A 14061-nucleotide genomic window follows, 5' to 3' on the forward strand; every position below is an offset into this window, starting at 1 on the left:
TTAGGTGACCGAAGTCAACTAATAAATGACATGACTGCAAAATTTCCACCTATGCAAACTTCATCCCCCGACGGACTCCGCGAGCGCAAGAAGGCGCAGGTCAGAGCCGACCTCGAACGCGCGACCCTCGAACTGGCCCTCGAACGCGACCTCGACGAGGTGACGGTCGACGAGATCTGCTCGCGGGTGCCTGTCTCGCATCGCACCTTCTTCAACTACTTCGACACGAAGGAGGACGCGCTCTTCGACATCCGCCGGGCCTGGGGCGACCCGGAGTGGATCGGCCGGCGCCTCGCCGACGCCTACCAGGGCAGCGTGGTCGGCGCGCTCGTCGACACCCTGTTCACGGCCTCCCTCCCCGACGAGCAGGATGCGGAACTCCGCGAGGCGCGCATGCTCATCGCCGCGCGGCACGCCGGACTCCTCCGCCGCCGGCTCGGGCGATTCGACGACCTGCGATCGGGGCTCGTCGCGGCGGTCTCCGCCTTCCTCGCGGACGTCGCCGCCGACGACGTCGCCGCACCGGACGCGCCACCCGGCGAGGCGGATGCCGCCGCGCAGGCCGAGCTACTGGTCGTGGCCTGCATCGCCGCCCTCCGCATCGCGGTCCGGGAGTGGGCGTCCGCCGGCGGGAGCGGCTCTGCGGCCGACGTCGCCGAACGCGCAGTGACGATCGCGCGGTCGATCGCGCCGTTCGTCCGCTGAACGTCTTCACACGCTCCGGCGGCGGACGTCCAGGCTTCGCCTGCGCCTCCTCTTTACTCTGAGGGGATGCACTCCAGGCGATCGACGTCGTGGGCCCTCCGCGCCCCCGCCCACTGGATCGTCTGGAGCATCGTCCTCTTCGCGGTCACGATCGCCCTCGGTTTCGTCGCGAAGGCGATCCCCGCCGTGCGGTTCGATGGACTCGACGCTGCCGTGAACCGGGTCAACTCGCCGTTGCTGGACGCCGCCGCACTCCTCCTCGATCGCCTCGACCATCCGGTGGTCGTCGCGGGCATCCTGGCCGTCGTCTTCGTGATCCTGCTGTTCGCCGTGGGATGGCGGCGGGCCCTCGGCACCTGCATCGTCGCGGGTGCGGGCTGGCTGACGACGCTGGTCGTCAAGGCGGCCGTCGCGCAGCCCCGGCCGTCCACCCGGGATCTGACGCACGTGCTCCACATCTCGCCCGCGACGCTCAGCTACCCGAGCGGGCACGTCGTCTTCGCCGCGGCGCTGGTGACGGCGCTGGCCATGGTGTCGCGGGCGGGCCTCCCCCGGGCGATCGTCGTGATCGTCGGTACCCTTTTCGTGCTCGCCGTCGCCTGGTCGCGCCTCTACGTCGGCGTGCACTACGGAACGGACGTCGTGGGCGGGGTTCTGAACGGGGTCGCGGGCGCCGTGCTGGTCGCCGGCCTGTGGAACCTGGCGACCCGGGGTCGCCGCCGCACCCGCTGAGCGGGCGGGTCGCCCGAGCTACGTAGTCTCTCCGCAGTCCGACGGTCACGTGACCGCGGGGACGGGCGGGATGGTGGGGCCACGCCATCCCCGATCGACATCGCAGGACTTTCTTCCGCGATCGCGTCACGATTCGCAATTCGCTGCGTCCAAGTGAGTGAACGCCCGTACTGCACCTTAGGACCCGACCCTTATGACCGGTGAACTCGACGACCTCTCCGACGCCGACCTGATCGTCCGCGCCCGGGAGGGCGACTCGCTCGCCTACGGGGTGCTCTGGAAACGTCATTGGCCGGCAGCGCGCACCATGGCGACGTCCATCACCGGTCGATTCGATCCCGACGATCTCGCGTCGGAGGCGTTCGCGCGCATCCTGACGTCGATCTGCCGGGGCAAGGGCCCGACCGCCGGATTCCGCTCGTATCTCGCCACCACCGTGCGCAACGTGGCCATCGACTGGTCGCGCCGCAAAACGACGCCGAACATCGAGGACGCCGACGCCATCGAGGACTGGACCTTCAGCGAGGCCACCGCCCTCGACCGCATCGACCGGGAGACGATGGCAGAGGCCTTCTACGCGCTGCCGGTCAAGTGGCAGGAGGTGCTCTGGTACACCGAGATCGAGGACATGGCGCCGCGCGAGGTCGCGCCTCTCATGGGCCTCAGTCCCAACGCGGTCTCGGCGTTGGCCCTCCGCGCCAGGGAGGGACTGCGCCAATCGTGGATCAACGCGCACCTGGCGAGCGCACCCTCCGAGGATCCGATCCACGGCTGGACGCTGAAGAAGCTCGGCCCGCTCGTCCGCGGCCGCCTGGCGAAGGCCGACCGCCGGAAAGTGCTGCAGCACCTCGGCGCGTGCCGGCGCTGCGCGGATGCCGCCTCCGAGGCGGACCGCGTCGGCTCGCGACTGGCGCTCGGCATCCTTCCGCTGTTCCTCGGGCTCGCGGGGGCGACCGCGTATCTCTCCACGGTCGGCGCGACGGAGGGCGCCGTCGCGGCCGGTGTCGCGCATCCGGCCGTCGCCCTCCACCACGGCGCCCGCCTGCGGCATCTGTCCGCCACGGCCGCCGGCAGCTCGAAGGCCGGCATGGCCGCGGTCGTGGCGAGTGTGGCGGCCGCCGCCGCGCTCACCTACGGCGCGGTCATCGCGGCTCCGCAGTCCGACCCCACTTCGGCGGGCGCCGGCGATGGCTCGACCTCGAGACAGCGGAACACGAACGGCGACGGGCCGGAACCCCAGGCCCGTCGCGTCACGCCGGAGCAGAAGGACCAGCTGAAGCCGGACGCCGCAGCGGAACCCCCGCCCGATAGCGGAGACGGCCCCGCACCCTCCGCCGGCGGCTCCCCCGAGACGGGGTCGAGCGCACAGAACGCACCCAGAGAGCCGATCGACCAGCGCCCCGACGCTCCGCTCCCTCCAGATGCCGGCAAATCCGCACCGCAGGGCTGTGTCGCCGCCCTCGAGGCGATACCGGCGGCCGAAACGCTGTTCGCCTATCGGCTGGATGACGAAGCCGGCTCCTCGACCGCGACTGACTTCGTCCACGGGAACACGGCGCGATACACGGGGCACCCCGGAGGCGGGGAGTGGAGCCTGACCGACAACGCGCTCCGCGTCCCCGTCGACCGCTTCACCGTCCAGATCTGGTTCTCGGCGACCGCGGGCGGCGGGCGGCTGGTGGGCTTCAGCGGATCGACGGAGGGCGCCTCGGCGTACTACGACCGCCACCTCTTCCTGACCGACGACGGACGGCTCGTGTTCGGGGTCTTCCCGGACGCGGTCCGCACGATCTCCTCCGACGCGAGCTACACCGACGGCCGCTGGCACCAGGCCACCGCGACCCTGTCGGAGGAGGGCATGGCGCTCTACGTCGACGGGGAGCGGGTCGCTCACGACCCCTCCGTCACGCAGGCCCATCAGTTCCCCGGCCGCTGGCGCATCGGGGCGGACAACCTCGACAACTGGGGGCCGCAGACACCGTCGTCCCGGCAGATCACCGGCAGCCTCGCTTTCGCCGCGGTCTACGGCACCGCCCTGTCCGCCGACCAGGTCCGCACGCAATGGAACCTGTGCAGCTGAGGATCTCGCGTCATGTTCATCCCCGAGCCACGTCTTCATAAGCGGAGAGCGCATCATCGGGCTTCGCGCGTCTCCAGGGGAGCGCCCGTCGCGGGCCTCTCTTTCGGAGTGGTCCGGTCCGTTCGTCGGGTATCGAACCGGCCGGGCCGCTCCGTGATCGACGCCGAGAGGACGAGATGAGGCTGATGCACTGGAACCCACGGGAGCGTGCCGCCGAGCTCGTCAGCGTGACGACCGACGGCTGGCGGGGTGAGATCGTCACGCCTCTCATACCGCGCGAGCCCACGTCGGCGCTCCGCTCCGCGCTCCTCAACGAGCGCGCCGAGCGCCTGAGCGAGCTCCGCATCCTCGACTTCCGGGTCTACGACACGGTCCGGGTCGAAGAGAACGGCCCGGGCGACAGCTATCGGATCATCGACCGGTTCAAGATCGCGAACGTCGCCGAACGCACCGCCTGAGACGTCAGCCGTTTCCGAGGGTGACCGTGGTGGTCTGGCGTCGGCCGTCCCGTACGTAGACCACGTCGACCCCATCGCCGGGCTTGCTGGTCAGCTGGATGGCGGTGAGATCGTCCACACTGCCGACGGATCTGCCGTCGACCCGGACGATCACGTCCCCTGCCGCCAGACCCGCCTGCTGCGACGGCCCACCCGGCGTCACGGACTGCACGTACAGGCCCGGCTGCTCCTTCTCGCCCTGGCCCGGCTGGATGGGCGTGACCGAGATCCCGAAGGTCGGGTACGTCACCTTCCCCGTCGAGATGATCTGCTGCGCGATCGGCATCGCCACGGCCTGCGGCACGGCGAAACCGATCCCCACGCTCCCTCCACCCGCCACCCCGGACGCCCCGGGGACCGTCGCGATCGCCGAGTTCACGCCGACCAGCCGGCCGCCGCAGTCGACGAGGGCTCCCCCGGAGTTGCCCGGGTTGATGGAGGCGTCGGTCTGGATCGCGTCCGCGAGCACCGCGTTGCGGTCGCTGTCGCTCTGCACAGGCACCGTGCGGCCGAGGGCGCTCACCACGCCGGTGGTGACGGTACTGGAGAGGCCGAGCGGGGCGCCGAGCGCCACAACGGGCTGCCCGACCTGGAGCGACGCGGAGTCGCCCTGCTCGATCACGGGGAGTCCGCTCGCCTCCACCTTCACCACGGCGATATCGGCACGCGGGGACCGGCCGACGAGCTTCGCCGGGTGCGTGGTCCCGTCGTTGTAGAGCACGGTGATGGTCGCGCCGTCGGCCGCCGGCGCGATGACGTGGTTGTTGGTGAGGATGTAGCCGTCGGCCGAGATGATCTCGCCGCTTCCCGTGCCCCCGGATCCGTCGCCCGCGACCACACCGATCGTCACGATGGAGGGGAGCACGTCGCGGGCGACACGCTCGGCGTCGCACACCGATGCCGAGGTCACCGGCGCGGTCCGGGTGAGCGACTGCCCGAGCGTCGAGCCCGCCGAGCGCAGAGTGAGCCCACCGAGCACCCCGGAACCGAGAAGGATGATGGAGCCGAGCACGGCGAGCAGCACTGTGGCCCCTACCGGGAACCGCCCCGGCCGTTCCGTCCTCTTCTGATCCGTCGACGTCATCTGTCGCGCCCCCTCGCTTGCGTTCGGGGACATGGTGGCTCGGCCGGCCGAGACGTGGATAGACAGTGGGGGCTCAGGTTCGCAGCGGGCGACCCGAGGGCTAATGTAAACGCATGGATTTCGGCGACGACGTGTTCACCGCCTTCCTCGTGCACAGCGACGAGCCCGCACGGGACCGCTCGATCGAGCTTCCGGTGCTCGAATCGCATCCTCCCGTCCGGGTCCGCGTCCCCGTCGGTCATCCCGCCCCGCAGGACTCCGCCGGGCGGCCGATGGACGTCTACGAGCTCGTGACAGCCGACGACTGGCCTCGCGAGGCCATCTACCGGCACGTCGGGCGCGAGTCGTCTGCCACCTGACGACTCGATGGGCTAGCGGAACGGTCCGGGTAGGCGTCAAGCTACCTCTCAAAAGTCGGTCGATCTGCGGCAGGGAGGGGTGCGGTGGACCAGGACGCTGGTGCCTTTCCCGAGCCGGGCTCGCCGGCCTGGATGCGGGTGCAGAACCATCCCGACGTCGACACGATCGAGGCGGTCGGCGGGACGGTGCGCGTCCGGCTGGTCTCCGGCGTCGAACTGGAGTGGAAGCGGGAGGATGTCCCGGCGGATAACCGTTCGCAGTAATGACCGCAGGGAAAACGCGTAGTCCCTCACGCACCGCCGAGGGTGCATCATGGCCTCGCCGCCATCGACGGGTCGACACCCGCCGGGCGGGAGGAGGCAATGACGATGACTGACGAATTCGACTACATCCACCCGCCGCACCCTCCCCGGCTCCGTGAGCACGTCGGTCTGATCCGCTGGACCCGCGACGCGGAGGGCGGCTGGGTGACGGAGACGGTCACGGGCCAGTTCGCCGGCGGCGACTCGCGGCGCTGGCTGGTCCGGCTCTACTCCGGGGTCGAGCTCGAGTACGACCTGGAGAAGTGGGCGCCGTACCAGCCGCACCTGTGATGGCTGTCTTTCGAGCCGCATCCGCTCCTGACACCATGCGAGGCAGGACACCCGACCGGGGTGTCGGCTCGCGGGTCGGACGACGACTCCGGCCGGCATCCCGCCCGGCCGACAGGGGTCGGTATGCAGACATCGAGCTCGACGCACGGCCTCCCCGTGCGCCTGGACGCGATGGTCGGGCGGCGCGAGGAGGTGTCGCTGATCCGGCGGCTGCTGCAGACATCGACCCGTCTGGTGACCATCACGGGCACCGCGGGGGTGGGCAAGAGCCGCGTCGCGATCGCGGCCGCTGATTCGCTCCGGCGCTCGGTCGCAGGTGTCTGGTACGTGGATGTGCGCGGACGCGGACCCGACGTCGCGCTGGCGATCGCCCAGGAGCTGAGGGTGGACCCCCGGGACGACACGCTCGGAGCCGTCATCGCGGCGATCGCCGACGAGGATGCGCTGCTGCTGGTCGACGACGCGGACGAAGCCGTGCCCGAGACGTCTGCGGTGATCGACGCGCTCCTGCTCGCGTGCCCGGGTGTGCGGGCGATCGTGACCTCCCGCGAGCCGCCGTCGTCCGCCGCGCAGGCACTCGTCGCGGTGGGACCGTTCGCCCATCGCGACCTGACCGCGTCCAGTGACGCCGTCCGGCTGTTCGCGGAGCGCGCTGCGGCAGGCGACGCGCTCTTCTCGGTCGACGACAGCACCCTTCCCGATGTGATCGCGATCTGCGAGGCGACCTCGGGCGTCCCTCTGGCCATCGAGCTCGCCGCGGCGCAGCTGCAGTTCATGGATGTGCGCACGCTCGCTCGCCGCATCTCCGATCAGCTCGACACCCTGGAGCCCGCTGCGGCGGAATCGCGGTCGCTCCGCGCGGCGGTGGAGGACAGCTGGGAGCGCTGCACGGACGCCGAACGCCGCGTGTGGTCGGATCTCTCGGTTCTCGCGCCGGGCTGGGATCTCGACCTCGGAGAAGCCATTGCCAGGCTGAGCACCGGCACCCGCCGAGACGCGAGTGCCGCGCTGAAGCAGTTGATCCGGCGCTCGGTGGTCCACCGACGCCGGGTCGAGGGCGACGTCCGCTACGAGCTGCTGCCCGCCCTGCGCGAGTTCGGAGCCGAGCGGGCCGTCCATCCCCACGACGCGCAGCGCCACTTCGTCTCGTGCATGCTGCTCCGGCTGCGCGATGCGGAGGACGCCTGGTTCGGCAACCGTCAGCGCGAGATCCTGCGGAGACTGCGCGGAGACATCGCAAACATCCGTCGCGCTGTGTCGACCGCGGGGGCGCTCGGCGACACCGACCGCGCCGTCGAGGTGGCGGTGACCGGCTGGCGGCAGGCGTGGATCCTCCACGGCAGCGGCGACGAGGTCTCGACCTGGCTCGGCACGGCGTTCGCCTCGGGCCGTCCTTCGCCGTTCTGGGCGGCTCAGGGGCACGCCCTCCGCGCCGCGGTCTTCGGCCAGACCGGCAAACCGGGCCTCGCCCGCCGGGAGCTGGCGCTGGCCGGAGCGGCCCTCGAGGAGGTCGCCGCCGGAGCCGACAGGGAGGCGGCCCGGGAGTGCGCGGTCATCGTGCGGAGCGCCGCCGAGGCCGTCGACACCGACGACCGGCGTGCCCTCGACCTGCTCCGCACCCTGATGGACGAGCTCGGCGAGGACGCCTACCGCTTCGGCCGCACGAACACGCCGCAACGCCTCGCGGCTCGACTGCACGCTCTGGGCCTGCGGGCGGAGGGTACCCGCGTCGACGACGACATCACCGAACGCGCCCTCGTCGTGGGCGACCGCTTCGAGCGGTCCTTCGCGCTCACCGCGCGCGCATCCGCATGCGCTGTCGCCGGCGAGTACGAGACGACGGAAGCGGATGCCAGGGAGGCGCTCGTCGTGAAACGCGGACTGGGCAACGGACTCGGCGTCGCCCAGTCGCTCGAACTCCTCGCCGACGTCGCACGCGAACGCGCGGACCCGGCACGGGGCGCGACGTTGCTCGGTGCGGCAGCGGCCCGGTGGCGTGACGCGGGCGCGATCCGCGCCGACTATCCGCCCTATTTCCACGACCGCGCGACGACCGAGCGGGCGCTCCGTCGTCGTCTCGGCCCCGAAGCCTTCGATCGGGCGTTCGCGTACGGGGCGGCGCTCAGCGAGGAGGAGAGCATCGACTTCGCTCTGCACGGAGTCGTCGAGTCCCGCACGCGCACCGGCATCCCGTCGGCGGCACGGACACCGGAGCTGACACCGCGCGAGGCGCAGGTGGCGTCCCTCGTCGCAGACGGCGCCTCCAACAAGGCGATCGCGCGGCAGCTGTTCGTGTCGATCCGCACGGTGGAGACGCACGTGCAGAACGCGTTGGTGAAGCTGGGCCTCCGCTCGCGGACCGAGCTCGCGATCTGGCATCGAGAGCAGACCCCGCGGCCGTGAGTTACGCCCGACCGCTCACCCGGAGGGCACGGCGGCAGCACGCGTCCTCCGGGGCGGACATTCAGGCGGCGAGGAGGAGCTCCCCGTTCTGGGCGGCCTCCGCCACCGCTGTGCGGAGACCGGCCCGAGCTCGGGCGGCGAGTGCCGCCGCGGCGCCGGGCGTCATGCCGAGGATCTCCGCGGCGGCGCCGACCGAGAGATCGTGCACGCAGGTCAGCAGCAGGATGCGCTGCCAGCGTTGCGGCAGGCTGCGGAACGGCTGCTCCAGCTCGCCCAGGCCGACGATCTCGAACTCGTACACGCCGACGCCGACCTCGTCGTTCAGGGGGACGAGGGGCATCCGGGCGTCCCGTGCACCCCACGTGGCCGCGACGGTGCGGATCGCGGTGCTGAGGTAGCGGGCGAAACCCTCCGTCGGCCCCTTTCCGTTTCGGAGCGCGATGAGCACCTTGGCGAAGGCTTCCTGCACGATGTCCTGCGCGTCGTACCGCGACGTCGTGCGGCGGGCGATCTGGTGAGCCCACCCCTGGTAGCGGCCCCACAGCTCTCCCAGGACCGCGTGCTCGCCCTGGCGGACGCGGTGCAGCAGTTCCAGATCTGTCGGCCGGACGGCGGTTGCGGGCATCCTGTCTCCCCGGTCGGCGGGCGGGATCGGCGGCGCGCCGCTCCCGTGACTTCAGAGTCCGCCACGGTCGTGGGCGGCCAGGACCGCGGGACTACCGAGTACTACCGAGACGCCGTTCCGCACGGGGTAGCGTGAGACGCATGAGCCTGAGCGTCGAGAAGCAGCCAGACCAGTCCCGCTACGCCCTCCTCCAGGACGGCGAGGTGATCGGCGTCGCCGAGTACGAACTCCGGCATGACGCGATCGTGTTCACGCACACCGAGGTGGACCCGGAGAAGCGCGAGAAGGGGATGGCGTCGACGCTCGTGCAGACGGCGCTCGACGACGTGCGCGACAACTCGGACCTGCGCGTGATCGCGTCGTGCCCCTACGTGCGGAGCTGGCTCAGCGAGCACCCCGACTACGCGGAGCTGCAGAAGCGGTAGCCCGGCCGTCCTCGCTCGGCGCCCTACCCTCGGCGCGCTGCCCCTGACCGGCCGGACCGAGGTCGAGCGTGATCTTGCCGCCCTCCCAGGTGCCGTCGGCTTTGTCGCCGGGAAGGGGCGCGGGGGCAGGCAGGAGCGACTGACGGTCCATCTCCTGCTGCGCCTCGTGGCGGGCCGGAGCGAAGATCTCGTCGAACGAGCCGCCGATCGCGCCGCTCATGGTGCCGGAGCCGCGCTGCGCCTTGTTCGAGAGGTCGATCCAGCCCAGCTTCACGGCGACGACGATCAGCGCGACGAACGCCGCGATGATGCCGAGAACCCACCAATTCACGCCGTCCAGGGTACCCGAGGACCTGTGCGATCCCTGAAGATCGGCTGGTTCGCCGACCGTCACGGCACGCGGTAGAGCCACTCCTCTGTCTCGAACTTCTCGGCGACAAGCTTCTCCGCAGCGGCGTACTCGGCGTCGGTGAGGTCGCCGTCGGTCGCGCCGTAGAGGCTCCGGAAGGTCAGCTTCATCTGCTCGATGATCTCCGCGCGGCTGAGGCCGGTCTGGCTGCGCAGCGGGTCGACGCGCTTCGCCGCGCTGGTGATGCCCTTGTCGCTGATCTTCTCGCGGCCGATGCGGAGCACCTCCGTCATCTTCTGGCCGTCCATGTCGTAGCTCATGGTGACGTGGTGCAGCACCGCGCCGGACCCGAGCCTCTTCTGCGCGGCGCCGCCGATCTTGCCGGAGGGGCTCGTGATGTCGTTCAGCGGTTGGTAGACGGCGTCGATCCCGAGCGACTTGAGGGCGATGATCGCCCACTCGTCGAGGAAGGCGTAGCTGTCGGCGAAGCTCATGCCCTGCACCAGATCGGCAGGAGCGTAGATGGAGTACGTGACGACCGATCCCGCCTCCATGAACATGGCGCCGCCACCGGAGATGCGCCGGACGACCTGGATGCCGTACTTCTTCGCGTTCTCGGGGTCGACCTCGTTCTTCACGGACTGGAAGCTTCCGATCACGACCGCCGGCTCGTCCCACTCCCAGATCCGCAGCGTCGGTCCGCGGCGGCCCTCGCCGACCTCGGTGGCGAGCACCTCGTCCAGGGCGAGGTGCATCTGCGGGGAGACCGCTTTGGCGTGCACGATCTGCCAGTCGTAGTCGCGCCAGCTCGTCGCCTTCGCGAGCGCGCGGCGGACGGTCACGGCGACGGCCTCCGGCGAGAAGCCGAGCAGGCTCGCGCCCTCCGGCAGGGCGCCCTTGACCGCCGCGGCGATCGTCTTCGCGTCGGACTCCGCCGGCAGGCCATTCACGGCCTCGTTGATCGCCTCCAGGGCGGTGTCCGGCTCGAGGAAGAAGTCGCCGGCGAGCTGGAAGTCCGCGATTCTGCCGTCCACCACCTCCAGGTCGACGACGACGAGCTTGCCCCCGGGGACCTTGTACTCACCATGCATGCCCCCAGCCTACGTCCGTCGCGGGCCGATCCGTCGGGCGGTCAGGCCTGCGGAGGCGTGCCTCCCGGCGGGGTCCTCGGGTTGCCCCATTCGTCCAGCTCGCGCTCCGGGTTGCGGGCGAACGTGACACCCAGGCCGATGAGCAGGATGACGAGCAGCAGACCCAGGATCACCAGGATCCAGATCAGGTCGGTGTCGTGCCCGTTGTAGTTCGCCGGATTGTCGATCGGCGCGAACCGAGACAGTCCCATGACGATGTGTGCTCCCATGACGCCCTCCCGCCCCTCAGTGTCCCCGCCCCCGCGCCGCCCGCGCTAGACACTTCCCGAGCCCTCCGCTCCCGCCGTCGAGTCCGCAAAAATTGCACGCTGATGGCCCGATCGGCGTGCAGTCTTTGCGGACTCGACGGGGGGCGCAGGCTAGGTGCGGGAGGGGAAGCGCTCGGTGAGCCAGGCGGTGAGATCGGCGAAGACCTCGGCGCGGTTGGTCTCGTTGAAGATCTCGTGCCGCGCGCCGTCGTAGACGATCGTCGTGACATCCGAGAGACCCGAGCGAATGCGGTAGGCGCGCTCCAGACGTCGGGCGCTCTCCGGGCCGCCCAGCGGGTCGTCCGATCCGACCTGGATGAGCACGGGCAGGTCGTGCGCCAGCCGGCGGGCCGGCCGGCCAAGCAGGCGCGCGGCGTCCGCCATCCCGAACAGCTTCTGCAGCGGCGTGAGCGTCGTCAGCGGGTCGTCGACGAACGCCTGCGCAACGGCGGGGTCGCGGCTGAGCCACTCCGCCCCCGTCGTGCCGAGGTGGGCATGCCGTTTGTTGAGGTCGCCGCCGTTCATCGATCCGAGCGCCCGGTACGCGGTGCCCGAGAGCACCATCCCGTCGTACTCGTCGCTGTGCCGGTTGAGGAGGATCTGCCCGATCAGCGATCCCCAGCTGTGCCCGATGTAGACCAGCGGCAGGTCCGGGTTCTCCGCGCGGACGAGGTCGCTGAACGCATGGATGTCGCGGATCGCCGCTCGGAGCCCGCCCGGCCCCAGCCGCCCGAGGCGCGTCGCGTCGCCGTTCCACTGCTCCATGCCAGTGCGGCCGTGGCCGAGGTGGTCGTCGGCGTAGACGGCGTACCCCGCGGCCGCGAGGTGGGTGGCGAGCTCGCGATAGCGGCCGGCGTGCTCCCCCACCCCGTGCGCCAGCTGGATGGCGGCGGCCGGTCTCGTGCCCTCCGGCGTCGGCGCGTACACATCGAAATGGACGCGGACGCCGTCCTCGTCGTCGAAACTGCGGCCCTGCTCACTCTGCACGCGCCCAGTCTGGCGTACGCCGGCAGCGAAGGGGGTTTAGTTAGCCGACCTAATTTGTTAGGCTAACTATGTATGGGTGCACGATTGTCGACGAACGATCTCAGCGGCGCGCTCCGCATCGCGGTGGCGCGCCTCTCGCGGCGCCTGCGCTCCGAGAAGGAGGACCACGAGCTCTCCGACTCGCAGACGGCGGCGCTCGGCTACCTGGTGCGCGAAGGCTCCGCGACGATCGGCGCGCTGAGCGACTTCGAACGCGTCAAGCCACCGTCGATGAACCGCACCGTCAACCGACTGGAGCAGGCGGGCTACGTGGCCAGAACGGCCGACGAGGCGGACGGGCGCAAGGTCGTCGTCGTTCCGACCGAGCGCGGCATCGACCTGGTGGCCGAGACGCGCAAGCGCCGCGACGCGTGGCTGCACCAGCGTCTCCGCACGCTGACCGCCGAGCAGCGCGCCACCCTCGCCGAGGCCGCCCGGATCATGCGGGAGCTCGCCGACTCGTGAGTTCCATGTTCCGCTCGCTCGCCGGCGTCAACTACCGCATCTGGGCAGCCGGCGCGATCGTGTCGAACGTCGGCACCTGGATGCAGCGGACGGCGCAGGACTGGATCGTCCTCACCCAGCTCACCCACAACAACGCCGCGGCCGTCGGCGTCGTCATGGCCCTGCAGTTCGGCCCGCAGCTGATCCTGCTCCCGGTGACGGGATGGGCCGCCGACCATCTCGACCGCCGCAAGCTGCTCATGGCGACCCAGGGGGCCATGGGGCTGCTCGGGCTCGGTCTCGGGATCCTCACCGTGACCGGCGTCGTCCAGCTGTGGCACGTCTACCTCTTCGCTCTGCTGCTGGGCGTCGTCGCCGCCTTCGACGCTCCCGCCCGCCAGACGTTCGTCTCCGATCTCGTCGCCGGGCCGAACCTGTCGAACGCGGTCGCCCTGAACTCCGCCTCGTTCAACGCCGCCCGCCTCCTCGGCCCCGCCGTGGCCGGCCTGCTGACCGCCGCCGTCGGAGCGGGCTGGGTGTTCCTGATCAACGCCGCCACCTTCGGCGCGGTGCTGCTGTCGCTGGCGATGCTGCGGCGCGACCAGCTCTACCGCACCGAGCGCGCGAAGCGGTCGCGCGGCAGCCTGGTCGACGGCTTCCGCTACGTGCGGCGCCGCCCGGACATCCTCGTCATCCTGATCATGGTGTTCCTGATCGGCACGTTCGGACTGAACTTCCCGATCTTCATCTCCACCATGTCGGTGACCGTGTTCCATCAGGGCGCCGGGGAGTACGGCATCCTGTCGTCGATCATGGCCGTCGGGTCGGTGGTCGGCGCCCTGCTCTCCGCCCGGCGCGACCGGCCGCGCGTCTCCCTCCTGTTCGCCGGAGCCGCGCTGTTCGGGCTCGGCTGCGCCGTCGCCGCCGTGATGCCGACGTACTGGCTGTTCGCGGCCGCTCTCATCGTCATCGGCGTCTCGTCGCAGACCCTCATGACCACGGCCAACGGCACCGTGCAGATGACGACGGACCCGGTGCTCCGCGGTCGCGTCATGGCGATCTACATGGCCATCTTCATGGGAGGCACCCCCGTCGGAGCGCCCATCGTCGGCTGGGTGGCCGACGCGTTCGGCCCGCGCTGGGCGATGGGCGTCGGCGCCGCCAGCGGGTTCGCGGCCGCGCTGGTCGGCGTGATCTACCTCGTGAAGTACCGCGGCCTGCGCGTCCGGTTCACCGGGCTCCGCCCGCGGGTCGTGCTCGCGCCGCGCGAGGTGGTCCGCGAGGAGCTCCAGGAGGTCGAGGCGACGGCGACCCGCACCTCCTGACGGGATGCGATACC

17 protein-coding genes are annotated in these 14061 nt (G+C 70.8%); 11 read left to right on the forward strand and 6 right to left on the reverse strand.

The features are described 5' to 3' along the window. Nucleotides 1-51: 51 nt before the first annotated feature. The 4 genes from BLW09_RS16955 (at nucleotide 52) to BLW09_RS16970 (ending at nucleotide 3975) form a co-directional block, all read left to right on the forward strand. Nucleotides 52-705 (forward strand): TetR/AcrR family transcriptional regulator, encoded by a 654-nt coding sequence (locus tag BLW09_RS16955; RefSeq protein ID WP_089915482.1) that lies wholly within the window; start codon nucleotides 52-54, stop codon nucleotides 703-705. A gap of 66 nt (nucleotides 706-771) precedes the next feature. Continuing rightward, nucleotides 772-1437, forward strand: a complete 666-nt coding sequence (locus tag BLW09_RS16960; protein WP_089915485.1) for a phosphatase PAP2 family protein — start codon at nucleotides 772-774, stop codon at nucleotides 1435-1437. 193 nt (nucleotides 1438-1630) lie between these two features. Then, the gene (locus BLW09_RS16965) at nucleotides 1631-3517 is read left to right on the forward strand and encodes a sigma-70 family RNA polymerase sigma factor (protein WP_089915487.1); all 1887 of its coding nucleotides are present in this window, start codon (nucleotides 1631-1633) and stop codon (nucleotides 3515-3517) included. A gap of 185 nt (nucleotides 3518-3702) precedes the next feature. After that, the gene (locus BLW09_RS16970; RefSeq protein WP_089915490.1) at nucleotides 3703-3975 is read left to right on the forward strand and encodes a hypothetical protein; all 273 of its coding nucleotides are present in this window, start codon (nucleotides 3703-3705) and stop codon (nucleotides 3973-3975) included. Between the two features lie 4 nt (nucleotides 3976-3979). Here BLW09_RS16970 and BLW09_RS16975 read toward each other — a convergent pair whose 3' ends face one another. Continuing rightward, entirely contained in the window at nucleotides 3980-5098 is a 1119-nt protein-coding gene (locus BLW09_RS16975; RefSeq protein WP_089915493.1) for a S1C family serine protease, read from the reverse strand. Between the two features lie 113 nt (nucleotides 5099-5211). Here BLW09_RS16975 and BLW09_RS16980 point away from each other — a divergent pair, with 113 nt between their 5' ends. From BLW09_RS16980 to BLW09_RS16995, 4 genes are all read left to right on the forward strand, one after another. Continuing rightward, nucleotides 5212-5457: a hypothetical protein gene (locus BLW09_RS16980; protein WP_089915496.1), complete on the forward strand. Its 246-nt coding sequence runs from the start codon at nucleotides 5212-5214 to the stop codon at nucleotides 5455-5457. An 84-nt stretch (nucleotides 5458-5541) separates the two neighbouring features. Then, on the forward strand, nucleotides 5542-5721 hold the full coding sequence (locus BLW09_RS16985; RefSeq protein ID WP_089915499.1) for a hypothetical protein: 180 nt from the start codon (nucleotides 5542-5544) through the stop codon (nucleotides 5719-5721). A gap of 105 nt (nucleotides 5722-5826) precedes the next feature. Continuing rightward, nucleotides 5827-6051 (forward strand): hypothetical protein, encoded by a 225-nt coding sequence (locus BLW09_RS16990; protein ID WP_089917051.1) that lies wholly within the window; start codon nucleotides 5827-5829, stop codon nucleotides 6049-6051. 123 nt (nucleotides 6052-6174) lie between these two features. After that, nucleotides 6175-8454 (forward strand): ATP-binding protein, encoded by a 2280-nt coding sequence (locus BLW09_RS16995; RefSeq protein WP_089915502.1) that lies wholly within the window; start codon nucleotides 6175-6177, stop codon nucleotides 8452-8454. 61 nt (nucleotides 8455-8515) lie between these two features. On the opposite strand, the gene BLW09_RS17000 is transcribed toward BLW09_RS16995, so the two are convergent. Next, nucleotides 8516-9079 carry an RNA polymerase sigma factor gene (locus tag BLW09_RS17000; RefSeq protein WP_089915505.1) on the reverse strand — a complete coding sequence of 188 codons (564 nt, stop codon included), beginning with the start codon at nucleotides 9077-9079 and terminating at the stop codon, nucleotides 8516-8518. A 140-nt stretch (nucleotides 9080-9219) separates the two neighbouring features. Here BLW09_RS17000 and BLW09_RS17005 point away from each other — a divergent pair, with 140 nt between their 5' ends. After that, nucleotides 9220-9504 (forward strand): GNAT family N-acetyltransferase, encoded by a 285-nt coding sequence (locus BLW09_RS17005; RefSeq protein WP_089915508.1) that lies wholly within the window; start codon nucleotides 9220-9222, stop codon nucleotides 9502-9504. On the opposite strand, the gene BLW09_RS17010 is transcribed toward BLW09_RS17005, so the two are convergent. The 4 genes from BLW09_RS17010 to BLW09_RS17025 all read right to left on the reverse strand — a co-directional run bounded on the left by BLW09_RS17010 (nucleotide 9464) and on the right by BLW09_RS17025 (nucleotide 12239). Continuing rightward, nucleotides 9464-9835: a hypothetical protein gene (locus tag BLW09_RS17010; RefSeq protein ID WP_089917054.1), complete on the reverse strand. Its 372-nt coding sequence runs from the start codon at nucleotides 9833-9835 to the stop codon at nucleotides 9464-9466. The genes BLW09_RS17005 and BLW09_RS17010 overlap by 41 nt on opposite strands. Nucleotides 9836-9894: 59 nt before the next feature. Continuing rightward, entirely contained in the window at nucleotides 9895-10944 is a 1050-nt protein-coding gene (locus BLW09_RS17015; RefSeq protein WP_089915510.1) for a lipoate--protein ligase family protein, read from the reverse strand. A gap of 41 nt (nucleotides 10945-10985) precedes the next feature. Next, the gene (locus BLW09_RS17020; protein ID WP_089915512.1) at nucleotides 10986-11213 is read right to left on the reverse strand and encodes a hypothetical protein; all 228 of its coding nucleotides are present in this window, start codon (nucleotides 11211-11213) and stop codon (nucleotides 10986-10988) included. A 150-nt stretch (nucleotides 11214-11363) separates the two neighbouring features. Continuing rightward, nucleotides 11364-12239, reverse strand: a complete 876-nt coding sequence (locus BLW09_RS17025; protein WP_089915515.1) for an alpha/beta fold hydrolase — start codon at nucleotides 12237-12239, stop codon at nucleotides 11364-11366. A 72-nt stretch (nucleotides 12240-12311) separates the two neighbouring features. Here BLW09_RS17025 and BLW09_RS17030 point away from each other — a divergent pair, with 72 nt between their 5' ends. Beyond that, nucleotides 12312-12743: a MarR family winged helix-turn-helix transcriptional regulator gene (locus BLW09_RS17030; protein WP_089915519.1), complete on the forward strand. Its 432-nt coding sequence runs from the start codon at nucleotides 12312-12314 to the stop codon at nucleotides 12741-12743. Nucleotides 12744-12748: 5 nt separating this feature from the next. Then, complete coding sequence (locus tag BLW09_RS17035; protein WP_089915521.1) at nucleotides 12749-14047, forward strand: MFS transporter; 1299 nt, start codon at nucleotides 12749-12751, stop codon at nucleotides 14045-14047. The last annotated feature ends 14 nt before the right edge of the window (nucleotides 14048-14061 follow it).

It is taken from the genome of Leifsonia sp. 21MFCrub1.1, from assembly GCF_900107895.1.
Classification (GTDB): Bacteria; Actinomycetota; Actinomycetes; order Actinomycetales; family Microbacteriaceae; genus Leifsonia; species Leifsonia soli.